General features: G+C 37.6%; 17 protein-coding genes, 1 tRNA gene, 1 pseudogene and 1 other annotated feature. Of the genes and pseudogenes, 3 read left to right on the forward strand and 16 right to left on the reverse strand.

The genetic code is table 11. From position 1 onward, the window contains the following. Positions 1-70 precede the first annotated feature (70 nt). Positions 71-316 (reverse strand) — a binding site (T-box leader). A 207-nt stretch (positions 317-523) separates the two neighbouring features. The 3 genes from HMPREF2810_RS07950 to HMPREF2810_RS07960 all read left to right on the forward strand — a co-directional run bounded on the left by HMPREF2810_RS07950 (position 524) and on the right by HMPREF2810_RS07960 (position 2,637). Continuing rightward, positions 524-596 (forward strand) — tRNA-Thr (locus HMPREF2810_RS07950). Between the two features lie 157 nt (positions 597-753). After that, the gene (locus HMPREF2810_RS07955) at positions 754-2,244 is read left to right on the forward strand and encodes a glucosyltransferase domain-containing protein (RefSeq protein ID WP_010715332.1); all 1,491 of its coding nucleotides are present in this window, start codon (positions 754-756) and stop codon (positions 2,242-2,244) included. A gap of 213 nt (positions 2,245-2,457) precedes the next feature. After that, positions 2,458-2,637: a hypothetical protein gene (locus HMPREF2810_RS07960; protein ID WP_002383739.1), complete on the forward strand. Its 180-nt coding sequence runs from the start codon at positions 2,458-2,460 to the stop codon at positions 2,635-2,637. Between the two features lie 87 nt (positions 2,638-2,724). Here the strand turns inward: HMPREF2810_RS07960 and HMPREF2810_RS07965 are convergent, their stop codons facing one another. The 16 genes and pseudogenes from HMPREF2810_RS07965 to HMPREF2810_RS08040 all read right to left on the reverse strand — a co-directional run bounded on the left by HMPREF2810_RS07965 (position 2,725) and on the right by HMPREF2810_RS08040 (position 23,894). Beyond that, positions 2,725-3,690, reverse strand: coding sequence for a hypothetical protein (locus HMPREF2810_RS07965; protein WP_010715333.1), 966 nt, complete (start codon positions 3,688-3,690; stop codon positions 2,725-2,727). A gap of 175 nt (positions 3,691-3,865) precedes the next feature. Beyond that, positions 3,866-4,156 (reverse strand): hypothetical protein, encoded by a 291-nt coding sequence (locus tag HMPREF2810_RS07970; RefSeq protein ID WP_002419723.1) that lies wholly within the window; start codon positions 4,154-4,156, stop codon positions 3,866-3,868. Between the two features lie 47 nt (positions 4,157-4,203). Further along, positions 4,204-5,442 (reverse strand): aminoacyltransferase, encoded by a 1,239-nt coding sequence (locus tag HMPREF2810_RS07975; protein ID WP_033591624.1) that lies wholly within the window; start codon positions 5,440-5,442, stop codon positions 4,204-4,206. Between the two features lie 314 nt (positions 5,443-5,756). Next, positions 5,757-7,565, reverse strand: a complete 1,809-nt coding sequence (gene glmS / locus HMPREF2810_RS07980; protein ID WP_002419725.1) for a glutamine--fructose-6-phosphate transaminase (isomerizing) — start codon at positions 7,563-7,565, stop codon at positions 5,757-5,759. Positions 7,566-8,007: 442 nt separating this feature from the next. Next, on the reverse strand, positions 8,008-8,841 hold the full coding sequence (locus tag HMPREF2810_RS07985; protein ID WP_002419726.1) for an energy-coupling factor transporter transmembrane component T family protein: 834 nt from the start codon (positions 8,839-8,841) through the stop codon (positions 8,008-8,010). After that, entirely contained in the window at positions 8,838-10,544 is a 1,707-nt protein-coding gene (locus tag HMPREF2810_RS07990; RefSeq protein WP_002419727.1) for an ABC transporter ATP-binding protein, read from the reverse strand. Before HMPREF2810_RS07990 ends, HMPREF2810_RS07985 begins: the two co-directional genes overlap by 4 nt. A gap of 100 nt (positions 10,545-10,644) precedes the next feature. After that, positions 10,645-11,196: an ECF-type riboflavin transporter substrate-binding protein gene (locus HMPREF2810_RS07995; protein WP_002356937.1), complete on the reverse strand. Its 552-nt coding sequence runs from the start codon at positions 11,194-11,196 to the stop codon at positions 10,645-10,647. Between the two features lie 229 nt (positions 11,197-11,425). Continuing rightward, on the reverse strand, positions 11,426-12,781 hold the full coding sequence (glmM, locus tag HMPREF2810_RS08000) for a phosphoglucosamine mutase (protein WP_002356936.1): 1,356 nt from the start codon (positions 12,779-12,781) through the stop codon (positions 11,426-11,428). Next, positions 12,774-13,937 (reverse strand): CdaR family protein, encoded by a 1,164-nt coding sequence (locus HMPREF2810_RS08005; protein WP_010715334.1) that lies wholly within the window; start codon positions 13,935-13,937, stop codon positions 12,774-12,776. Before HMPREF2810_RS08005 ends, glmM begins: the two co-directional genes overlap by 8 nt. Beyond that, positions 13,934-14,818 (reverse strand): diadenylate cyclase CdaA, encoded by an 885-nt coding sequence (gene cdaA / locus HMPREF2810_RS08010; RefSeq protein WP_002389035.1) that lies wholly within the window; start codon positions 14,816-14,818, stop codon positions 13,934-13,936. Before cdaA ends, HMPREF2810_RS08005 begins: the two co-directional genes overlap by 4 nt. A 196-nt stretch (positions 14,819-15,014) precedes the next feature. Then, positions 15,015-18,746, reverse strand: a complete 3,732-nt coding sequence (gene nifJ / locus HMPREF2810_RS08015) for a pyruvate:ferredoxin (flavodoxin) oxidoreductase (protein WP_002419728.1) — start codon at positions 18,744-18,746, stop codon at positions 15,015-15,017. A 258-nt stretch (positions 18,747-19,004) separates the two neighbouring features. Then, positions 19,005-20,345 carry a type I glutamate--ammonia ligase gene (gene glnA / locus HMPREF2810_RS08020; protein WP_002356929.1) on the reverse strand — a complete coding sequence of 447 codons (1,341 nt, stop codon included), beginning with the start codon at positions 20,343-20,345 and terminating at the stop codon, positions 19,005-19,007. Between the two features lie 42 nt (positions 20,346-20,387). After that, positions 20,388-20,771, reverse strand: a complete 384-nt coding sequence (locus tag HMPREF2810_RS08025) for a MerR family transcriptional regulator (RefSeq protein ID WP_002388239.1) — start codon at positions 20,769-20,771, stop codon at positions 20,388-20,390. Positions 20,772-20,973: 202 nt separating this feature from the next. After that, positions 20,974-22,215: a GTPase HflX gene (gene hflX, locus HMPREF2810_RS08030; RefSeq protein WP_002419729.1), complete on the reverse strand. Its 1,242-nt coding sequence runs from the start codon at positions 22,213-22,215 to the stop codon at positions 20,974-20,976. 3 nt (positions 22,216-22,218) lie between these two features. After that, complete coding sequence (gene miaA / locus HMPREF2810_RS08035) at positions 22,219-23,148, reverse strand: tRNA (adenosine(37)-N6)-dimethylallyltransferase MiaA (protein ID WP_002419730.1); 930 nt, start codon at positions 23,146-23,148, stop codon at positions 22,219-22,221. After that, a pseudogene (locus HMPREF2810_RS08040) lies at positions 23,149-23,894 on the reverse strand (glycerophosphodiester phosphodiesterase). Positions 23,895-23,960: the final 66 nt, after the last annotated feature.

A 23,960-nucleotide genomic window follows, 5' to 3' on the forward strand; every position in this document is an offset into this window, starting at 1 on the left:
TCATCTACTCTGTCGCTTCGCGCCAGTCGTAGTGATTCACAGCAAAAAGCCCTTCACTAGCATTTTGCTAGTAAAGGGCGAATGATTCGCGGTACCACCTTTTTTCGAAATATAACTGATTCTTTATATCTCATCTCTTATCCAAGTCTTTATTAACTTGGTGCACATGGTAACGGGTGCTTAGCCGAAATTGCTTACTTATCAGCAATTTATTCTCAGAGGCCATCTTCAACTTTTCTGAACCTTGTCCCTTTTCACCAATCAGGACTCTCTTTTGAAGGTCATCAAAATTTACTCTTCTCTTCAACGAATGAATAGTTATCTGTGATGTTGATTTACACTTTACTAGAGAAAAAAGAGATTGTCAACAGTTTTTCTTAGAAAAAAATCATTTTTCTTTTTTTACGAAAGAGCAATTGACAAACTTTCATCTATACGTTATTCTATTTCTTGTGCACGAGATTTGTACGATTTTTCAAAAGGAACTTTGGCGATTACTCGTCGCAGTTTAGCCTTTGAAAGTGCCGCCTTAGCTCAGTTGGTAGAGCACCACCATGGTAAGGTGGGGGTCGCCGGTTCAAGCCCGGCAGGTGGCTTTTTGGTAAAATCCCAACTCTTTAATAAAGAGTTGGGATTTTTTTGTTTTGCCTATCCTTAGTGTTCTGTCAGGATGAGAAAATAACAAAAGCAATTTCTTCATTCCACTCGTTATGGTATATTTTAATTGTTAAATAATTATTGGAGTGGAGTACAATGATGAAACAATTACCTACAGAATCAAAAAAAATTGATTTAAAGAACTGGTGTATTGAAAATAAAACCTATCTTCTATTGATCATTTTAATTTATCAAGTGGCAGTTTTATCCATCGGCATTATCAATTTCCCTTATTTAGATGATAATGCTCGCCAAGTCGCTGGAATGACAGATTTTGGTACGACTTACGCACGTTGGGGCAGTGAATTTCTCTCATGGTTTGTTCAAGGAAGTCGTCATTTGACAGATCTGGGCTTGACCACACCGATTCTGACAGGTCTTATCTTATCTCTCACAAGCATACTAGCTATTTATATCATCAATGACCAAAAAATTAGTTGGGGTTCCTCTTTAGTAGCTACTTTAATTGGCCTCAATCCTTGGTTCCTCCAATGTCTTAGTTTCAGGTTTGATAGTCCCTATATGGCATTGAGTATTTTTTGTTCGTTTCTTCCTTTTTATTGGTGGCAGTGTAATTCTTTTACGTTTTTCTTGGTTTCTTTCTTTTCACTGTTTGTTATGTTTAATACTTACCAAGCCTCGTCAGGAATTTATATAGTTATGGTCTTATTCCTTACTTTCAAGCAGTTACTTGCTGGAGAAAATTTCATTGCTCTTTGTAAAAAAGTCGCACTTGCTGCTATCGCTTATCTACTTTCTATAGTCAGCTACCTTATCGAGTTAAAATTTGTACCTTCCGCAACAAACAACATTGGGGGCAGTCAGGCCTTACCAAGTTTGCACGATATTCCCAGTGTGGCTTATCAAAATAGTTACCATTATTTTTCAGAGCTATTGAACCAAAGTAATCGTTTATGGCTTTTATTACTGCTCCTACTGCTTGTTTTATTTTTTATTAGTCATCTATCAAATAGCAAAATCAACTTGGGCTTAAGTTTCCTTTATTGTATCTTGTATTTAGGACTTGCTTCTCTCTTAAGTTTTGGTATTTTTATTGTCTATTCAAGAAATATCGCAGGTGATGCGCCTCGCTATATTTACGGATTTGCTGTTTTCGTTACAATCAGCATGTTAAGTTTATTTAACAATCGACAAGTGAAAGCAATTTATCTAACTTCGTTACTTGTGGCCAGCTTGTTTTCTTATTATATTTTATCGTTTGTTTTGGTGTATTCTTCCACATTAAACTATCAAAAAGAAGCATTCAATCGCCAAGAAGCTGTTTTAACAGATGATTTAAAAAATGTTGTAACAAACGAACGAAAAAAAGTTTATTTAAATACGTTTTTCAAAAATTCAACTGTTTATGCTAATACAAGTCGAAACTACCCAATTCTTTCAAAGATTGTGCCACCAAATGACGGTCTATACTTCCCTAATTACGTTTGGTTCAATACTTCATCGAATTTAGGAGTAGAGATGGCACCACTGATCGATACGGATATGTCTAAAAATCAAAAAGTAGTAAGTAATCACTTTTATGACATTTATACAAACAACAAAGAAATATTTGTGTTTATGAAATAATTTGTTCCATCCAAAAACACTTCTTTTGCAATAAACGTGACTGTATGGTTTGATTAAGATGGATTAAGTATTCTTTTCGGGTAAAGCTAGTACTTCCTGAAACTTGTTTATTTCCCATTTTTCTTATGAAGTAACAAAATTTTTGAGAAAAAACAGCTCGTTTTCTATGTTATGATAGAGAAGTGAAAATCACCAGAAAGGTTGTTGCGGACTATGAGAACTCGTCAGAAAAAATTATTTTTATTTTCAATGATTTTGTGGTTAGTTGAATTTTTAATTACACGGATTTCTGATTCTTTTCCAGGAGCAACGCCATTGTTCGTTGTGATTTGCTTGATTCAAGGAATTCTTTTTACTTATTTCTGTCTTGCTTTTTTCTATTATCCGCAATAATCAGTCAAGAAAAGCAATTAGAGCAGATTCAGCAAATTTCTGAAACCGAAAAAATGGCACGTCCTCGCTTTTAGGACGTGCCATTTTTTAAAGCATTATTTGTGTAAATGCCGTTCGTATCGCCTGTTGAACATTTTGAACAGCATCGATTTGATGGCCTTTTGCTTCAGTCAATTCTTTTTCAATATATTCAGGATAATAGGTTGCCAAATAACCCAAGACCCAGATAGTTGGATTTGAAATAACCGTCTCTGCTAATGGATACAAATAGGTAAGATGCAATCGAATTTCTTCTTCCAAATGCTGCAGCATAATTGGATCATCATTTTCTAAACGATTCCTAAGTTCAGTACAAATTTCGGAATAGATCGGCGTATTTAACGGTCCAGTTTTTCCTTCTAGTAAGACTGTCTGAGGCTGATTGTCATACCAAAGAAAAGTCAGTGGTTCTGAAAATTGCAACAGTGCTAATTCTTCAATGAACCATTCCCGAGCAAAATAACTAAGTGCTTGGTTCATAACTAAATCTTTTGCGACTTCCACAAATACTGGTTTAGGCAAATATAAACTGGTTTTAATGTTCGCTAATTGTTGATAAACGGGCAATTGATCGCTTACTAACAAGTTCCTTTTAATTGCTTGAATTTGCTGCGTTTCTAATTGTTGATACGCCTCTTCCACTTGCATTAATTGCTGTTCTAACGTTTTTTGTTGTGCTAGCGTTATTTTTTTAGTTTGAAGTAGTTGCTTCAATAAAATATATCCTTCAATAAAGCGACGGCTCTGACTATAAATTTGCATATAAATTGCCGCTGTTTCAAGGTTCTCAAAATAAGACTCTTGGAACGCTTCTGCCAATGCTAGTGCTTCGTCAGCTTCGCCCATTTCCAACAATAATTGGACAATTTTTTGATTTACTGGCGGCGTTTGTTGTAGCTGATAGGCTTGTTGAAAATTTTCTAAAGCGGCGATCTGATTATGTTCTACAAGTGCTTCTTCTCCTTGCGCAATAAAACGTTCATAGTTTTTGGGAAATTCATGAATGGTACTCATATCTAACCTCCTTTATTTCTTATTTAAAGCAGATGAGCCTGGGACAAAAATCCCTTTGGATTTTTGCTCCAGGCTCAAAACCTGATAAACAGCGGGAACAGAACCAACACTACGCGTTGCTCGGAGCTATACACTTCTGTCCCGACCTCGATTTTAACTATTCAAACGGACTTTTTTAGTAAAGATTACGAATAATAATTGCCGTTTCTAGGTCGCCCTCAGCGTTCATCTTCTCCGCCTTTTCTTCTAAACTATACCCAGCAAAACTTTCGTTTGTTAAAACATCTGCTACTGTAAATTTAGCAACTTTTTCAATACTGACCGCATCTGGGGCTACTTCTTGCACGCTATCCCAGCCTGTATCAATAAAGACCTTTGTATCTTCTGTAATCGCTTCGTTTGCTTCTAACGCCTGCATAATTTCTTTTAACTTTGCATACGTCATAACCTCGACTTGATTTTCCATTTAAACGCCTCACTTTGCCATTCCTTTTTAAGGATTAGGTTTTAATTTTAGACTTTTTCTTTAATTGTTTTTAATGCGTGATATAAGGCATATTTCATTGGTTTGGCTTTCCATTGGAAATTGCCCATTAATTCTTCGACATGACCGCCAAAGGATTGTTTGAATTTAAGAACCCCATCACTTCCATCAAAGACACCGTCAACGCCATAAAAATTATATTTGGGAATGTTATTTTCTACTGTGTAAGTTAACATTTTATGTTGAATTAAATACGGTGCATAGTATTGTTTATATTTTTCATACGTACCACTAAACAAGTAAACCACTTCTTGTGGATGAACAATGAATAAGGCGCCTGCTAAAATTTCAGGTTCATCTGATGTTTTCATTTCTTTAGCTTCGTCAATCCGTTTGCGCACGGTACGAACTTCATCTTCAAATTCACGTTTCTGGTTATTTTTTTTACGGCTTTTAGGATTGGCAATTAACGCTTCATTGACTTCGTTGAGCGTCTCTTGTAATTTGCGTAATTTCTCATGAAGATTTTCTAAATAAGTAGCAAAGTTTAGTTCCGCCACCATAAATTTCGCTCGTTCGCCAAACTCTTCATAAACAGCTTGGTAATAAGCTAAATCCTTATCTTCAAAATTACGCCGTGCACTTGTTTCTTCCGTTAATTTCTTAAAGAGAGGTAGCTCTTCGTAACGAAGTTCTCGGGTTGTTACTCCATATTCCCATGTTTTCTTGATGTCATATTTAGCATCTTTTCCATAAGATTTCCAAAGCTCTTCTTCTGTTAATCCAGTCATATCTTTGACAAACAGCCAACGTGGCGCGCCATCAAAATTGTGCACATCAAACCCTTGGTGTTCAAAACCAATTGATGTGAAATAGTCAAATGTTTCTTGATTGACCTTTTCAACTTCACCGCCATTAAAATCACGTAAACAAATTTGTTTATTTGGAGTAAAGGTTAAATAAAGGCCATCATTTTTTTTCACATATTTTTTTAAGCCTGTGAAAAAGGCTTCTACACATTTTTTATCTGTATAATCCATCAAAATCCCGCCGTCAATGTCGAAAGCATAACCAATTTTGACTTTTTTCTTGCTTAGGATACACGCAGCAATTAGTTGACCTTCTCGTTTGACGCCAACGTATTCACAATGCCAGCCACGTCGTTCCAATAAATGTTTCATTTCGGGTGTTTCTAAAAAGTTACCTGCAGGATGTGTCATTGCAAAGGTAGTAAATTCTTGTTCAGTTAATGTACTAAACTGATCCATATCAAACAACTCACAATCTTTTTTTGTTAAATAAATTAGCACTTTTCAGCTTAACCTACTTTTTGCTTTCTTTCAAACAAAGTTACCTCACTGGCTAATTCTTATTTTTCGGTTCTTATTAATTATATCTAATTTTGCTAAAATGCAAACAGTTTTCAACGGAAAAAAAGAATTTCTTTGGAATCTTTCATTTTTGACTGAATATCTTTCTTTTATAAAAAATATTTGAGCGTGGGATAAAAATCACTTTGGATTTTTGCTCCACGCTCAAAAACTTATGAGAACCCGTTAAACATCTCTCTCAGGTTCTTGATTTACTCAACAGTTACACTTTTGGCTAAGTTCCTTGGTTTATCAACATCGTAGCCTCTTTGTAAAGTTGCATAGTACGCTAATAATTGGCCTGGAACAATGCTAACTAAGGCAGAAAGTAACGGATGAACATCTGGAATAATCAGTTGGTCCTGTGGTTTTGCCAAGGATTCCAAGGCAATCACAATATTTCTTGCTCCACGACTTTCAACTTCCTTTAAATTGCCTCTTGTATGCGCTGCGACTTTGGCATCTGTCACAATCCCAATCACAGGTGTTCCTTCTTCAATTAAGGCAATCGTTCCATGCTTCAATTCACCTGCCGCAAAGCCTTCTGCTTGAATGTAGGAAATTTCTTTCAACTTCAAGGCCGCTTCCATCGACACATAATAGTCGACTCCTCGCCCGATATAGAAGGCATTTCGAGTATACGTCAGATAATCTTCCACTAAGGCTTTCATTTGTTGTTTTTCATCAATCAAGGTTTCCATGACAGCTGCTACCACGCTCAATTCGTGAGCCACATCAAATGAGACGGCTGCTAATGTTTGGCGTTCTTCGCCAATTGCTTTTGCTAAAATAGCTAAGACAGCGATTTGAGCAGTATAAGCCTTGGTGGAAGCGACAGCAATTTCTGGTCCTGCGTGTAATAACAAGGTATCGTCCGCTTCACGTGATAATGTTGAGCCAGCAACATTTGTTAATGTAAGTGATGGATGCCCTAATTCATTAACCTGTACCAGTACTTGGCGACTATCTGCCGTTTCACCACTTTGACTTAAGAAAATGAAGAACGGTTTTTCAGATAAAATAGGCATGTTGTAGCCAAATTCGCTTGATAAATGAACTTCCACAGGAATACTGGCAATCGTTTCAATTAAAGATTTTCCGACCCAACCTGCATTATAACTTGTTCCACAAGCAATAATGTAAATTCGATCACATTGATTAATTTTTCCAAGTAACGCCTCATCTAAAGTCACTTTTTCACCTTGAGTATACGCTTGAACAATTTTGCGCATCACTGCAGGTTGTTCATCAATTTCTTTGAGCATATAAAACGGATATGTTCCTTTTTCAATGTCATTTAAATCTAATTGCGCTTCAAAAGGTTCTCGGTTGATTACTTGTCCTTCTGGCGTTTCGATTACTACTTTGTCCGCTGTAACAGTTACAATTTCACCATCAACAATCTCAACAAATTGATTGGTTTCTTTAATCATCGCCATCGCGTCACTACAAATAACATTAAAGCCTTCACCTAGACCGATAAGTAACGGGCTTTTATTTTTCGCTACGTAGATAGTATTGGGGTCCATTTTATCCATTAAAGCAAAAGCGTATGAACCTTTAATTTCGGCTAAGGCCGCTTTAAAAGCATCTTTTGTTGAAAAACCATTTTCAGCAAAATGAGCAATTAATTGAACGACGATTTCAGTATCTGTATCACCAATTAAGTGAGCACCACTTAAAAATTGTTCTTTTAATTCTTCAAAGTTTTCAATGACACCATTATGCACTAATGCAAAGCGTTGATCGCTTGAAACATGGGGATGTGCATTGGCGACAGTTGGTTCGCCATGAGTAGCCCAACGAGTATGACCAATACCAACTGTTCCATCGATTTCTGGCGTTAATTTTGCTGCTAAATCGGCAATGCCTCCAACTGCCTTAACTACATGGGGCTGTTGGCTTTGATCATTCACACAAATCCCAGCAGAATCATAACCTCTATATTCCAATTTTGTTAATCCTTGAATCAAACTTTCCGTGACATTTTCTTTTCCAATCATTCCGACAATTCCACACATAATGCTAATTCCTACTTTCCAATTGAAATTCTGTATTTACTAGGTCCTGTTTAACTAGCAAATCCCATTATATGTTTCTACCTGCGTGATAACCGCTTTGTTCTAACTTCACAATTAGTTTTTCTTTGTTATCTGTAGAGTGCAGTCCCTAGAGCCACCCGCCGAATCTTCGATAAGCTCTCTCCTCGTCACCTGAACGTTCAGGTCTGGCGCTATCCAATATTGGTCTATATACCTCCTTTGCAAATATATTCCGTAGAAACATAAACAATAATACAATTAAAAGTAGGTGCTTGTCAACAAAAATCTAAAAAACTAAAATTGGTCTAGTTCTTTAAAGTTGTAAAAAAAGAATCTAGTACACTCATAGTAAGAGAAAGTACTAGATTCTTAATAATAAAAAAATATCCGTTCTATTTATAGAACCTTATCAATTTGTTATTTATTGGAATGGATTATAAAACCGTCCACCATTCACATGGAACAACCAGAAACTGATTCCTAATAAGCACAAGGCAAGTATCATTACCGAAAAATCACGCAGATGAAAAGGTTGTTGCGCATACCACGTTCGATTTTTCTTTTGACCAAAACGCCTTAATTCCATAGCGGTACTCACAGTTTCAATTCGATCTAAACTAGATAGGATTAAGGGTAAAACGATTTGTGCTACGCCTTTGATTCGTTGGCCTAACCGTCCCTTTTTAGACATCTCATAACCTCGCGCTTGTTGTGCTAAAGAAATATTAAAAAAATCTTCTTGGATATCGGGAATATAACGAATAGCCAGCGCTACTGCATAACTAATCCGATAACTCACACCAATTCGATTCAAGCTGGAGGCAAATTCACTAGGATTTGTTGTTAATAAAAAGATTAATGCCAACGGAATCGTACAGAAATATTTTAAAACTAAATTAAATTCATAAAATAATTCTTCTTGTGTCAAAGTAAACCGTCCGATTCCTTCCCAAATCACGGTACGTGATTGATATAAATCAACCCCATATTCAGGTGCAAAAAGGTAAACCGTTAAGATATTTAACAAAGAAAAAATAGCAATAAATTTAATAACAAAAGATATTTGATGCCATTTAATATTTGATAATTTTAACAAAACAAGCGAAATCACAGACATTCCTAACAGATAACGAGTATCATACGTGGTCATACAAGCCACAGAGACAACGATTAAAAAGACTAATTTGCTTGTGCCGTTTAAGCGATGAATCCAGGTTGAATCAGGATGATAGCCTAACATTTGTCGTTCACTCATCCAAAACGCACCTCACGATCGTAAGCAACAAATTTTTCCGTAAATAGCAAGGGATTTTCCAAGCCTAACGCTTTAGCAAAGGTAAACAAGCTCGTTTCTTTTAAAGAAGCCGCTTGAATTAATTTTTCATCTGTTAAAACAGCAACTGGAGTCGCATCTGCTAGTAAACGTCCATCACAAACTACTAACGCACGTGTTGTATATTCCAACATTAAGTGCATATCGTGAGTGATCATTAAAATAGTCACACCTAAGCGGTTCAATTCTTCTAAAAATGTCATCATTTCTGTATAATGTTTAAAATCTTGCCCAGCTGTTGGTTCATCTAAAATTAATAATTCAGGTTCTAAAACTAAGATTGATGCAATAGTTACCCGTTTTTTCTGCCCAAAACTCAATGCAGAAATCGGCCAGTTCCGGAAGGGATACAGCCCACAAATATGTAAAATATTCGTCACACGTTCCTCAATTTCTGCTTGTGGCACATCTCGTAAAACTAATCCTAAAGCTACTTCTTCAAAAATCATTTTTTTAGAAATCATTTGATTGGGATTTTGCATCACATAACCAATTTTATCTGCACGTTCTTTGATTGAATAATTGGAAAAATCCTGGCCTTCCCATAAAATTTTACCCGATTGAGGCGTGATGAACCCGCAAATTATTTTAGAAAGTGTAGACTTCCCGGCACCATTTTTTCCTACAATGCTGATCATTTCTCCATGATGAATAGTTACTGAGAAGTCATCTAACACTTTTTCACCGTGACGATCATATTGATAGGACACTTGTTCCAAACGTAACAGTTCAGCTCCTTTGACTGCACTAACTGAACTAGGTTGGACAGACCACTGTGTCATTTTGGACAAAACTGTTTCGCCTGATACTTCGGCTAATTTGTCTAAATGACTAACTTGTGTTAAATCAATCCCAGCATATTTCATGGCTGTAACGTACAAAGGTTCACGAATCCCTTGTTGGGTCAACGTATCTTGACGTAACAATTCATCTGGCGTTGTATCAGAAATAATTGCGCCCTCATTCATGACAATAATTCGATCAACTGATTCGCAAAGAACGTCCTCTAAGCGATGTTCTATTATTAAAACAGTCGCTTTTGTTTCTTGTTGAATGGTGTCAATCAAAGTCATTGTTTCTTGTCCCGCTCGTGGGTCAAGATTAGCCAAAGGTTCATCAAAAAGTAAAATTTTTGATTGGTTAATTAGAACGCCCGCCATAGATACACGTTGTTTTTGACCACCTGACAAATCTTGTGGACGGTGTTGCAATAACTGATTCAGCTCAACAATCTCGGACCATTTGTGGACCGCTTTTTTCATTTCTGCTTGTACAACTGCATCGTTTTCTAAAGCAAAAGCAATATCCTCAGCAACCGTTAAACCGATAAACTGCCCATCGGTATCTTGCAAAACAGTTCCTACATCAAAAGACAAATCAAATAGACTTGTTTCTTGGATATTTTTACCAGCAACCGTAGCTGTTCCTTGAATCTCACCTTCATAAATATTGGGAATTAACCCGTTGATACATTGCGCCAATGTTGATTTACCACTACCACTAGGCCCAACGATTAAAACCTTTTCTCCTTCATAGATGGTTAATTGAATCCCCTTTAATGTCGGTTCAGATTGGCTATGATATTGAAAGGAAAAATTATTAAAAGTAATGATTGGTTTTTTCATTCGGCCTCACCTCAGTTTCTCCATAAAAGAAAGGGTCTGAGCATTAGCAAAGTAATTACTAGGGCAGACCCTTAACCATTTAAATTATTTCGACAGCTTCTTAATCTTTTGATAAACTGCCTTTCTTTGTTCTTGTTGATGCATAAGCTTTCATCAACAATGTTCCAATAATCCCCACAGCGACAATATTTGAAACAGTCGCGAATACTCCTTGTGTAAACACTTTACTTGCGGGTTCACTATAAATCAAAATATCCAAACTAGGCGCGATTAAGCCCCAAACGACGATATTGCCAAAGGCTTGGAAAATATTGAAACGCACCATGTCATTTGTTGTAAATTCACCATGTTGAAGATCCATTTTACGACCAGCGAAGCCAAAAATAATACCAATAATTCCTGAACAAATAATCCAGCTCCACCAAGCGCTACCATACGTGGTAAAATCTTTTAATGTGTGACCAATCAAACCAATTAGCCCTCCAGCTACTGGTCCAAAAACAACTGACATTAAAGCAAGAAATGGATACGACGTTTCTAAGTTCGTATTAGGAATCCCAGTTGGAATCACAACGAATCGACCTAAAATAACAAAAACTGCAGAGCCAATTCCAATTGCTACAATTGTCTTGACGGACATTTTTTCTTTCATTTCGCTCCTCCATTCTATAACTCCATTGATTTACAGCCGCTCCCTTCTTGATTTTATCGAATAAAAAAAGAAGATACACGGTGCATCTTACTTCTAAAATAGTACCCTTTTAACCGCTCTATGTCAATGATAGACGGAGCTTATTAGCTATTTTCTTTTTTTGATTTCCAACAAAGAAACCAGACACTTAACGCAAGCTAGCATTAAGTGTCTGGTTTCTAATTGGTTCTTATTCAACGCCGATTTCTGCACGTACTACTTCAGCAATTTTATCAACGTAATAATCAACTTTTTCTTGTGTTGGCGCTTCGGCCATCACACGTAACAATGGTTCTGTTCCAGAAGGACGAACTAAAATACGACCTTCGCCATTCATTTCTGCTTCTGCTTGTTCGACAACTGCTTTGATTGCTGGAACTTCCATTGCACCATTTTTATCTGTGACACGAATATTGACTAATTTTTGTGGATAAATCGTCACTTCATCCGCTAATTCAGATAATTTTTTGCCCGTTTGCTTCATAACATTCAACAATTGAATCCCTGAAAGCATGCCATCACCTGTTGTATTGTAGTCTAAAAAGATCATGTGACCAGATTGTTCGCCACCAAAATTGTAATCATTTTTACGCATTTCTTCTACCACATAACGATCACCCACTTGCGTTACCACATCTTTTAAGCCAATTTCTTCTACAGCTTTATGGAAACCTAGATTACTCATCACTGTTGTAACGATTGTATCTTTTTTCAAACGTTTTTTCTCAGCTAAATACTTGGCACAAATATACATGATTTTATCACCATCGATAATTCGTCCTAATTCATCGACCGCAATAATTCTATCGCCGTCGCCATCGAAAGCCAAACCAGCATCTGCGCCTTTTTCAACAACCATTTCTGCCAAAGCTTCAGGATGAGTGGAACCCACACCATCATTGATATTCAATCCATTAGGACTTGTTCCCATTGTATAGAAATCTGTCTCTAAATCCGCGAAGACACGATTGACTGCTGTTGCGGTTGCTCCGTTGGCAGCATCTAAACAAACAGTCATATCTGCTAAATCGCCAGGAATACTTTGAACTAAAAATTGCGAATATTTTAGTAAGCCTTCTGGAAATTCATCTAACGAGCCTAAGCCTTCTGCAGAAGGTCTTGGTAAGGTGTCTTCTTCTGCGTCTAACAATGCTTCAATTTCTGCTTCTTGATCGTCTACTAATTTGAAGCCGTCTGCCCCAAAAAACTTAATCCCATTGTCTTCCGCAGGATTATGTGAAGCTGAAATCATTACGCCAGCGGATGCTTTTTGTAAACGAGTAAGATATGCTACACCAGGTGTTGAAATCACCCCTAATTGGAAAACTTCAATCCCGACTGATAATAACCCAGCAATCAATGCTTGTTCCAACATCTCACCTGAAATACGTGTATCGCGGCCTACGAGAACACGAGGTTTTCTTGAACTATCTTCATGTTGACTCAACACATAACCACCGTAACGCCCTAATTTAAAAGCTAATTCAGGTGTTAACTCCTTATTTGCAATTCCTCTTACACCATCTGTTCCAAAATATTTACCCATTTTGATTCTCCTTAGTCACTTGATTCTCTGTATTTTCAGTTGAACCAGCAGTTGTACTTTCTACTGTTGATCCCTCACTTGTTGTTTCAGAAGTATTTGATTCTACTTGACTGGATGTACTTGGTTGTACTGCTTGGCTACCTGAGCCAACCGTTGTTGAACTTGCAGGTTCCCCTGAAGTTTCATTTGTATTTGATGACTGTTGTTGATTGTACACGGGGCTCAAAGAAACGTCAACCTCATCTGGTGTAACTACGTATTCTCCATTAACGGGAATAGTCACTGATTGTTTTGTTTCTTTGCGAATATCAGAAATATCTACCGGTACTTCAATTGATTCTAGCGTATCTAAAATTGATTGCGGGCCACTGACTCTAACTTGGTACGTTGATAAACTATAATTGTAATGAGCGATCCCAGCAGGTGGCGTACCTGTCATACTAACATTCAGTGGTACATCTTTCGTTGGCGCAGTTAAGCCTACTGTTACTTTGACTTGTGGTGCTGGATTTTCGATACTTAGGACTTGACCTTTAGCATCTAGCGCTTGGACATTTACCGTTTGTTTAATCGTATCAATTGTTTGTTTGGCACTTGAGACTGGCGCAATCACTTTGTCAATTGCTTTTGCTGTTTCTTCTCCAGTTGTTACTTCTACAGTTTTTGGATCTACAGAAATATTTTTTACTTTGTACCCTTCTTTTTCAATGTTATCAGAAAGTTGTGCTTCTACATAGAATTTTTTTGTTACTCTCTTTTCAATCGTTACAGTCACTGTTTTCGGTTCAATTTCAGCTGTAACAGCTGAACTTAGTCCCCGAACTGTCAAAGGCACTTCCGAAGTTCCTAATGGCAATTTGGTTAAGTCTGCGACCACTTGGAAATTTCGTGTGTCAGCATTTGATTCCATGTTTAATTGAATGCGGTTCGCACTACGTAAATGAACATTTACACTCTCTTCAAATCCAGAGACATAATATTTGTCTTTATCGTATTGGACTTGGACCGGAATATTATTCAGTGTTTCACTATACGTTTGGCTTGAACCTGAATTGGAGGGATTATTGCCTGTTGCATTGGCATTAAAAAATAACAACAATGCAAACAGCAATGAAAGCAAACCATTAAACCAGCTTTTTTGGGAGGCTTTTCTCATTTGCGTTTAACCCCCTTTGTTACATCATCGATAAAATGCTGCAAAGCACTTTTTTTATCTTCCGATGATTCCGAAATTAACTCCTTACGCAAAATTGTTAAATACTCTTCTTGCGTTAGGCCAGGAATTAATTCATTGTTCAACGTCAAACTAACGTCACCAGTTTCTTCAGAAACAACAATCGTAATGGCGTCACTGACTTCACTGATACCGACTGCGGCTCTATGGCGCGTTCCAAATTCTTTTGGAATTAAATTGCTTTCTGATAGCGGTAAATACGCACTAGCAACAGCAATTTTTTCATTTTTGATAATCACTGCACCATCATGTAGTGGTGTATTTGGAATGAAAATATTAATCAGTAATTCACCAGTAATATCGGCATCCAAATCAATACCTGTCTCAATGTATTCATCTAAACCGGTATTGCGTTCAATGGTTATCAAAGCACCAATTTTCCGTTTTGACATGTACTGAATGGCTTTGTCAAAGGCCTGAATAATACGCTCATCTTCTTGTTGCGCACCTTTATTCGGGCGGAAAAACGAACTTCTCCCTAGATGTTCCAGCCCTCTTCGCACTTCTGGTTGAAAAATAACAACCGCGGCGATTACACCATACATGATAACTTGATTCATTAACCAAGATAATGTATGTAGACCAATTATCTCACTTAGAATGCGGATAATGATAAAAACAGCGACACCTTTTAATAGTTGGACTGCTTTTGTTCCACGAACAAGCATGATTAATTTGTAAACGAGGTACCATACGACTAGGATATCTATGATATTGATAACAAAATCCTTAGATAAGAAATCCGTTGAGATGACTTGCTGCCAATAATTCAAATCTAATAATTGATTCAATTGAAACGACATCATACCCCTCACTTCTCTCTCAAGATTTCCTAACAAGTATACCACATTATTTTCTTTCATCACAGAACGCAAGCGGAAACATCAAAAAAATTTAGGAACTTTTTCAAATAACTTGAAATTTTTCATCAAAAAATCGCATTTCTAACTAAAAAACGTGTCCAAGCAAAAAGCTCAGACACGTTTTTTTGATTTCTATTTAATCTTGCTCACGTTGTTTTCTCTTGGCTGCTCGTTCTGCGCGGCGGGCAGCCCTTCTTGCTTCCGCTTCCGGATCAACTACGCGTTCCTTTTTCACTCGTGGCTTCTCGTTCTCTGGCGCAGTTATTTCTGGTTCACTTTGTTTTTCAAGTTTTGCTCGAATTTTTTCTTCTTGACCAGCTAAACGAGCATAATTATAGAACCGTCTCTTAGCATCATTAATTGTTTTATTAAATAACAATTCCGCTGTATCTGGTTGACTAGATTCTAAGGATGCAAAGCGAACTTGTTGGCGCATAAACTCTTTCATTAATGAAAAATCTGGTTTTTTGAAATCCAATGTCATTGGTTCTTTGCCCTTTTCTCGCAATAATGGATTATAGCGATATAAAGACCAGTAACCTGAATGAACTGCATCTTTCGCTTCTTTCAACGTTTGACTCATCCCACCTGCTAAACCATGTGTAATACATGGTGTATAAGCAATAATAATCGATGGTCCAGGGAATTTTTCTGCTTCTTCAAAAGCTTTAATCGTCTGCATTTGGTTTGCACCTGAGGCAATTTGAGCGACATAGACATTTTCATAAGTCATTGCCATCATCCCTAAATCTTTTTTAGAAGCATATTTCCCACTGGCAGCAAATTTCGCAATCGCTGATGCAGGAGTTGCTTTGGAAGTTTGGCCACCTGTGTTGGAATAGACTTCATTATCTAGAACTAACATATTTACATCCGCGCCACTGGCTAACACGTGGTCAATCCCGCCGTAGCCAATATCGTAGGCCCAGCCGTCCCCACCAATCATCCACTGACTTGGTTTGACAAAAAGATCTTGATCGTCATAAATTGCTTCCAATAAAGGTTGATTCGTTTTTTCTTCAAGCAAAGCTGCACGTAATTTAGCTGCACGTTGTTGCGTACCTTCACTTTCGGACAGATGTGCTATCCAATCTTCCATCAATAGACGCAATGAGTCACTGGCTACAGAAAAAGCTTTGGTCATTTTACTAGCTAAACGTTCGCGACGCGCTTGCGTTGCTAACAACATGCCGTAACCAAACTCGGCATTATCCTCTAAAAGAGAATTTGACCAGGCTGGACCTTGTCCTTGTTCATTCGTAGTGTAAGGTGTCACACCCGCTGCAGCACCCCAAATCGATGAGCAACCTGTTGCATTAGCAATCAGCATTCGGTCACCAAACATTTGCGTCAATAATTTAACATAAGGCGTTTCGCCGCAACCAGAACAAGCACCAGAAAACTCTAATAAAGGTTTATTAAATTGCGAACCTAAAACAGTATTCGGTTTTGCTGGGTTTTCCTTTTGACGTAACGTCATAGCAAACGCCCAGTTCATAGCCTGCTCTTTTTCTTCTTCATAAGGTTTCATTACTAAAGCTTTGCCTTTAGCTGGACAGGCTTCAACACAAAGACCACAGCCAGTACAATCTTTGACTGAGACTTGGATACGATACTTCAAGCCGTCGGCACCACGTAGATCACGCACAATGAATCCTTCTGGAGCTTCAGTCATTTCTTCTTCATCGGCTAAGAATGGTCGTATCGCCGCATGGGGACATACAAAGGCACACTCATTACACATGGTACACCGATCGCTAATCCATTCAGGTACTTCTAATGCCACCCCACGTTTTTCAACTGCCGCAGTTCCCAAAGGCATCCGCCCATCTGTCATCCCATTTTTCGCTAGTGTCGCAACAGATAACGCATTGCCTTCTTGACGATTAATCGGTTCAACAATTTCATGAACAAAATCACTAACATTTTCTGAACGTTTTCGCGGTTGAACTTCAAGCGTTCTCCACTCTTCTGGAACAGGTACCTGATGCAACAATTCAACGGTCTTATCGATTGCTTGAATATTTTTTTCGACAACTTTCATGGACTTATGACCATAACTTTTCAGTGCTTCTTCTTTTAAAATTGGTAACACTTGCTCAAAAGGCATGATTTCCGCTAATTTGAAGAAAGCTGTTTCCATTGCGGTATTAATTCGCCCGCCTAGTCCGACTTCACTAGCTAATTTTACTGCATTGATTGTATAAAACTGAATCTCATTTTCAGCTAGATACCGTTTTAATTGATTTGGTAAAAATCGTGCTAGTTGTTCATCATTCCAAATGGTATTTAAGAGGAAAGTACCGCCTTTTTTTAACCCTTTTACTAAATCATAGGTATGCAAATAAGCGGCTGTATGACAGGCTACAAAATCAGAATGTTCAATGAGGTACGTTGAACGAATAGGCGTCTCGCCAAAACGTAAATGAGAAACGGTCAACCCGCCTGATTTTTTTGAATCATAATAGAAAAAGCCTTGCGCAAACTTGTCTGTATGATCACCGATAATCTTAATTGCTGACTTGTTCGCCCCTACTGTGCCATCAGAACCAAAGCCCCAAAATTTAGCTTGATAGGTTTTCGGATTCGTCAAATCAAGTGGTTTGCCAACTTCTAATGAAGTATAAGTTAAATCATCATCAATCCCAATTGTAAAACGCTTCTTCATGGCAGAACGTTCTTTCATTAATTCATCAAAAACCGCAACAATTTGATTTGGCAGTACATCTTTAGAACCTAAACCATAGCGCCCACCAATAATTGTTGGGCGAATGTCCGCTTCATACATCGCACTTTGGACATCCAATAATAACGGTTCGCCACCAGAACCGGGCTCTTTCGTCCGATCCAAAACAGCAATTGCTTTAACTGATTGTGGTATTTTTTCGAGAAATGTTTCAACTGGAAATGGTCGATAAAGATGGACATTAAGGAAGCCAACTTTTCTTCCCTTTTCTTGTAAATAATCAACAGTCTGTTCAATTGTTTGCGCAACTGAACCCATTGTAACGATCACTTCTTCTGCATCTTCTGCGCCATAATACGTCACCAAATCATAATTGGTTCCCCGTAACCGGTTTATTTCTGTCATATATTTTTGAACAATACCAGGTAATTTTTCATAATAAGGATTTATTGTTTCTCGTTGTTGAAAGTGAATATCTGGATTTTGGTTCATTCCACTAACGGAAGGGTGATTCGGGTTCATGCTTCGACGACGAAATTCGGCTAATTTCTCTTGATTTACTAAGGGTGCTAATTCTTCATAGTCAAGAACTGCCACTTTTTGAATTTCATGACTTGTTCTAAAGCCATCAAAAAAGTTCATAAATGGAACACTCGCTTCAATCGAAGCTAAGTGAGCCACTGGTGCCAAATCCATCACTTCTTGTACACTGCTTTCTGACAACATAGCAAAGCCTGTTTGGCGTGCGGCCATTACGTCTCCTTGATCACCAAAAATATTTAAAGCATTCGTAGTTAAAGCTCGGCTCGCCACATGAAAAACAGATGGTAATAGTTCTCCAGCTATTTTGTACATATTAGGAATCATTAAAAGTAACCCTTGTGAAGCCGTATAGGTCGTGGTAAGCGCGCCTGTTTTTAAAGAGCCATGGACCACCCCGGCAGCACCAGCTTCCGATTGCATTTCGACTACTTTCACAGGTTGACCAAAGATATTTTTCTTACCTTCGGCCGACCACTGATCAACAAGCTCAGCCATTGTTGAACTTGGTGTTATTGGATAAATGGCTGCTAATTCTGTAAAGGCGTAGGAAATATAAGCTGCTGCAGCATTCCCATCCATTGTTTTCATTTTCCGCATGTTTTTCTCATCCTTTATATCTAAAAAATAGAATAGTTGCACGCATATTCTTGTTTATTATAGCGGAATTTCACAAATTATGAAAGATTTTGTCAATTTTTTTGCTTAAAAATAAAAGAGAAATTGAGAAAAAAACCACTTTATCCCCTATAAACAAACTATTTCACTGAATTAAAATTACTTTATTTTGTGAAATAGAAATTATCTATTCGTTCACAAACTAAAGAATGAAAGAGGGAGATAAGCGTTTCGACTTATCTCCCTCTTTCTAAACATTAAGATTATTAAAAGTAACGGCTTTTAGTACAACTCCAAATATTGTTCTCTTTCCCATTCAGAAACGGTTTGACGGAAGGCTGCCCATTCCATTCGTTTTGCTTCTACAAAATTGGCAAAAATGTGACGACCTAATGCATCAATCATTACTTGATCTTTACGTAATTCTTTGATGGCATTGTGTAAGGTTGATGGCAAATCTTCAATTTGTGCATGTTGACGTTCTTCCTCATTCATCACATAAATGTTACGATCAACTGCTGGCGGTGGCGTAAGTTCATTACGAATACCATCCAAACCTGCTTGTAATAAGACAGCCATTGTTAAATACGGATTCGCTGAAGGATCGACAGAACGTAACTCTAAACGAGTCGATAAACCACGAGACTCAGGAACTCGAATGAGTGGTGAACGATTTCTGCCGCTCCAAGCTACATAAACAGGTGCTTCATAACCTGGTACCAAGCGTTTATAAGAGTTCACTGTTGGGTTACATACCGCAGTATAGGCACGGGCATGTTTTAATAAACCACCTAAGAAATGATACGCAGTTTGGCTTAAGCCCATCTCTCCTGACTCGTCATAAAAAACATTACCTTCTTCATTAAATAATGACATATTGCAGTGCATACCAGAACCATTAATTCCAAACAAAGGTTTTGGCATAAATGTTGCATGCAAGCCATGTTTGCGCGCAATAGTTTTCACAACTAATTTGAACGTTTGAATATTGTCGCAAGCATCAACTACATCAGCATATTTAAAGTCAATTTCATGTTGACCAGGTGCTACTTCATGATGCGAAGCTTCCACTTCAAAGCCTAAACTTTCTAACTCTAAAACAATATCACGGCGACAATTTTCACCTAAATCGGTTGGCGCAAAATCAAAATAGCCACCTTTATCATTCAAATCAGTGGTAATTTCACCATTCTCATCTAATTTAAATAGGAAAAATTCTGGTTCTGGTCCTAAGTTAAAAGAAGTAAAGCCTAATTCTTTCATATCTGCTAAGGCGCGTTTTAAATTACCGCGGGGATCTCCAGCAAAAGGGGTACCATCAGGATTGTAAATATCGCAAATTAAGCGCGCAACTTTTCCATGGTCGCTTTCCCACGGAAAAATCATCCATGTAGATAGATCAGGGTATAAATACATGTCACTTTCTTCGATACGAACGAATCCTTCAATGGATGACCCATCAAACATCATTTTATTATCTAATACTTTATCTAGCTGACTCACAGGAACTTCAACATTTTTAATTGTTCCCATAATGTCGGTAAACATTAGTCGTAAAAAACGTACGTTTTCTTCTTCTGCAATATGTTTAATCTCTTCTGCCGTTTTGGCTTTTCTTGTCATCGGTCTGATCCCCATCCTTCATTTTTATTGGCTGCTGAAACGTTAAAGCCTTGGTACATTCGATTGGAACGGATTTTGCTGAGTAAGTCCTCCTTGCGAAAGAATTTCGTCGTATAAAATCTGACGAACATCTGCATCGGTTAATGGACGAGTTGCCTCGGCGGTGTTTTTTTGTTCCTCTAATTTCATTTCATACACACGCTTAATCCCTGCCATGTTCAATCCATCAGATAAATAATCTTTAATTTCTAACAAAACATCAATATCATTTAAAGAATACATGCGTCGGTTGCCCTCACTACGTTCTGGATGAATCAATCCCTGTTCTTCATAGTAGCGAATTTGTCGAGCGGTCAAATCCGTTAGTTTCATAACTGTACCAATTGGAAAAACTGACATGGAACGGCGTAACTCTTTTTCTCTCATCTCCATCCTCCTCTCTTAGTTATTTCTTAGAATAACAATAGAATGACAAATTGTCAAGAACTTATGTTAGATTTTCTAACATAAAACAAAAAACCTGATAAATATGGACTTTTCCATCTTTTCACGGCTGATTTTCTACTACTAATCAAAAAAATAGAAATGATTTGTTTTTACAAATCATTTCTAATCAACTTACCATTTTTTATTCTTTTTCGGATTCAGCCAACCATTTAGACTCTTTTTTCGCAAATCCTTTCACGATATACCGATTTTCATTTTCAGCATATTCTTCTGAAAACATTAGTGTCATCCGGCGAAGTTCACTTAATAGTTGTCCATCAGTTGGGCTAATTTCTAATTGATAAGGCTCGAGTAATTCCATCATTTGGGCACGGATAGCTTGAACCAGTCGTTCTTTATCTTCAGAAATTTTAGTTGAGATCAATACATTGGGAAATAAGGTTGGGACAAATTCTTTACTGTCCACTTGATCTCTTTTATTATAAACCGTCAAGCACGGAATATTTTCCAACGCTAATTCTTTCATCAATGTTTGAACTGTGCGTTCATGTTGTAACCGATCTGGCGCACTTGCATCCACTACATGGAGCAGTAAATCCATCGTCCGACTTTCTTCCAATGTCGACTGAAAGGCTTCAATCAGTTGTGTTGGTAAATCTTGAATGAAGCCGACCGTATCTGTCAGAGTAACTTCCATGCCTTGAGGCAATTGCCATTTTTTGGTTAAAGGATCTAACGTTGCAAACAATTGATCCTCTGAATAAGTTCCTGCTGTTGTCAACATGTTGAGAATGGTTGATTTGCCAGCATTGGTATAACCAATCAAGCCAATTTGAAATAGTTCTGAATTTTGTCTTTTTTGGCGGCTTCGTTCACGATGAGCAGTGACTTCTTTTAACTCACGACGGATGCCTAAGATTTTATTCCGAATGTGTCGGCGGTCCGACTCTAATTTTGTTTCACCAGGCCCGCGTGTCCCAATACCTCCTCCAAGTCGGGACAACTGTTTTCCTTGACCAGCCAAGCGAGGCAATAAATAATCCAATTGTGCTAATTCAACTTGTAACTTTCCTTCTTTGGAGCGCGCACGCAAAGCAAAGATATCCAAAATTAATTGTACACGATCAATTACTCGTACAGCTAACGCTTCAGATAACAGTTGATTTTGACGCGGTGTGAGCTCATGATTAAAAATCACAAGATCCGCTTCATAGGCATCTGTTAATTGAATTAATTCTTCCAATTTCCCTTTACCGATTACGGTTTGTCGATCAACTTGTGGTCGTTTTTGCGTTAAAACAAACACCACTTCTCCATTAGCAGTTTCCGTTAAATTCGCCAGTTCTTCCATTGATGCAGAAAATGTCTGATAATTTTTTTCCGTCTCAACTCCTACTAAAATAACTTTTTCATGAGTGGTCATCGCCTACTCACTCTCCTTCTGTTGTAGCCATTCCGCTACTTCTTTTTCCAACTTGGGCAAATCTGTTGGCTGTTGAACCAAATCCCACCAATGCGCAGCCATTCGATTTCTAAACCAAGTCAATTGACGTTTGGCATATCGCCGTGATTGCTGTTTGACTGTTTCAACCGCCATCTCTAATGTTTGTTCACCGGAAAAATACGGAAAAAATTCTTTATAGCCAATGCCTTGAGCTGCTTGTGCATGTGGTTGCTGAAACATCTGTTTTGCTTCTTCCAACAGTCCTTTTGTCATCATTTGATCCACCCGCTGATTAATACGCTCATACAATAAAGCGCGATCTGTTTCCAAACCTAATAAATAATAATCATAGAGACGAGCTGGTTTTTCCTTCGGGGTCAAAATACTATAACCGGTTTTATCAAAGACCTCTAACGCACGAATCACTTTTTTGCGATTATTAAAATGGATGCTGTTAGCCGCTAGAGGATCCTTTTGTTTTAATAACTGCCATAAGGCTTGATTCCCTTTTTCTTCCGCAAATAAATTGTACGTTTCTCTAATTTCAGGCGAGTCATCTATCTCACGACTTCCTAGTTGAAAATCATAAAGAAGTGATTGAATATACAAACCTGTTCCTCCAACGATAATTGGTAGTTTCCCTTTTTCAGTAATTTCTTTGATTTTTTGACGACCCTCTCTCTGAAAATCAGCAGCAGAATAAGTCTCGCTGACTTCACGGCAATCAATTAAATAGTGAGGAATCCCTTCTTTTTCTGTTTCTGTGACTTTAGCGGTGCCAATGTCTAACGAGCGATAAACTTGCATGGAGTCACCGCTAATAATTTCACCATTAAAATTTTTTGCTAAAGCAATACTTAATGCTGTTTTCCCCACCGCGGTGGGTCCTACAATAACTAATACTTTCTCCAATTATGTTTCTCCTTCTTCTTGCCAATTTTGACGAGCAAATTTTGCTTCTTCAGGAAAATCCGTATGAACACCCGCCAATTTTAGCTGAAAACAATTTTCCATTTCTTCCATCCGATTAACAGTCCATGGCCGCAGCGGTTTGCCAATTGTGATAAGTTCTTTTTTATGAGCCAACACCCATGACAATTTTGGATGTAAACTATCGACAAGCGCAAATGCCGGTCCCGCTTGACTTAAATCCTCTGCAGATTCATAAATAAAGGCAATTTCTGTCTTAGGATCAGCTTTTTTTAATTTAACTAAACTTGGAAAATAAAAACTAGAATATAAATAACGAAACGGCCAGTTTTTTTGATTCATTTTTTGGACGACTTTTTTCTCAATTCCTTCATAATGGATAATATCCGTTTTAAGTTCAATATTCAAAAACCATTGAATTGTTCTTCTACAAGACAATTTAAAACATCTTCCAATGTTGGAACACATTGAACAGAAGGATTTTTCTGAAACCAGCTTCCAGCGTCTAGTTGTTTTAATTCGTTTAATGTTAACTGTTGGATTTCACCATGACCATCTGTCGTACGATCCACCGTTTCATCATGCATAACGATTAAATAACCATCTTTAGATAGGTGAACGTCTAATTCAATTCCTTCAGCACCAATACGAACAGCCTCTCTGAAAGCAATACACGTATTTTCAGGATGGGTGCCTTTACTTCCTCGATGTGCAATAATATCTGTCATGCTCTCACTCCAATCTTGTTTATTGTACCATTGGAGTGAGGTGGGTTCAAATATGGGAAAAACTAA

The sequence above is a fragment of the Enterococcus sp. HMSC078F03 genome (assembly GCF_001811595.1).
Taxonomy (GTDB): domain Bacteria; phylum Bacillota; class Bacilli; order Lactobacillales; family Enterococcaceae; genus Enterococcus; species Enterococcus faecalis.

Bases quoted from the DNA above. Each gene is read 5' to 3' on its own strand.
- HMPREF2810_RS07985 (WP_002419726.1), bottom strand. From the start codon at position 8,841: ATGAGTGAACGACAAATGTTAGGCTATCATCCTGATTCAACCTGGATT.
- HMPREF2810_RS07975 (WP_033591624.1), bottom strand. From the start codon at position 5,442: ATGGATCAGTTTAGTACATTAACTGAACAAGAATTTACTACCTTTGCA.
- HMPREF2810_RS07955 (WP_010715332.1), top strand. From the start codon at position 754: ATGATGAAACAATTACCTACAGAATCAAAAAAAATTGATTTAAAGAAC.
- HMPREF2810_RS07970 (WP_002419723.1), bottom strand. From the start codon at position 4,156: ATGGAAAATCAAGTCGAGGTTATGACGTATGCAAAGTTAAAAGAAATT.
- HMPREF2810_RS08025 (WP_002388239.1), bottom strand. From the start codon at position 20,771: ATGAGAGAAAAAGAGTTACGCCGTTCCATGTCAGTTTTTCCAATTGGT.
- HMPREF2810_RS08005 (WP_010715334.1), bottom strand. From the start codon at position 13,937: ATGAGAAAAGCCTCCCAAAAAAGCTGGTTTAATGGTTTGCTTTCATTG.
- glmM (WP_002356936.1), bottom strand. From the start codon at position 12,781: ATGGGTAAATATTTTGGAACAGATGGTGTAAGAGGAATTGCAAATAAG.
- cdaA (WP_002389035.1), bottom strand. From the start codon at position 14,818: ATGTCGTTTCAATTGAATCAATTATTAGATTTGAATTATTGGCAGCAA.
- HMPREF2810_RS07990 (WP_002419727.1), bottom strand. From the start codon at position 10,544: ATGAAAAAACCAATCATTACTTTTAATAATTTTTCCTTTCAATATCAT.
- HMPREF2810_RS07960 (WP_002383739.1), top strand. From the start codon at position 2,458: ATGAGAACTCGTCAGAAAAAATTATTTTTATTTTCAATGATTTTGTGG.
- HMPREF2810_RS07995 (WP_002356937.1), bottom strand. From the start codon at position 11,196: ATGAAAGAAAAAATGTCCGTCAAGACAATTGTAGCAATTGGAATTGGC.
- HMPREF2810_RS07965 (WP_010715333.1), bottom strand. From the start codon at position 3,690: ATGAGTACCATTCATGAATTTCCCAAAAACTATGAACGTTTTATTGCG.
- hflX (WP_002419729.1), bottom strand. From the start codon at position 22,215: ATGACCACTCATGAAAAAGTTATTTTAGTAGGAGTTGAGACGGAAAAA.
- glmS (WP_002419725.1), bottom strand. From the start codon at position 7,565: ATGTGTGGAATTGTCGGAATGATTGGAAAAGAAAATGTCACGGAAAGT.
- glnA (WP_002356929.1), bottom strand. From the start codon at position 20,345: ATGACAAGAAAAGCCAAAACGGCAGAAGAGATTAAACATATTGCAGAA.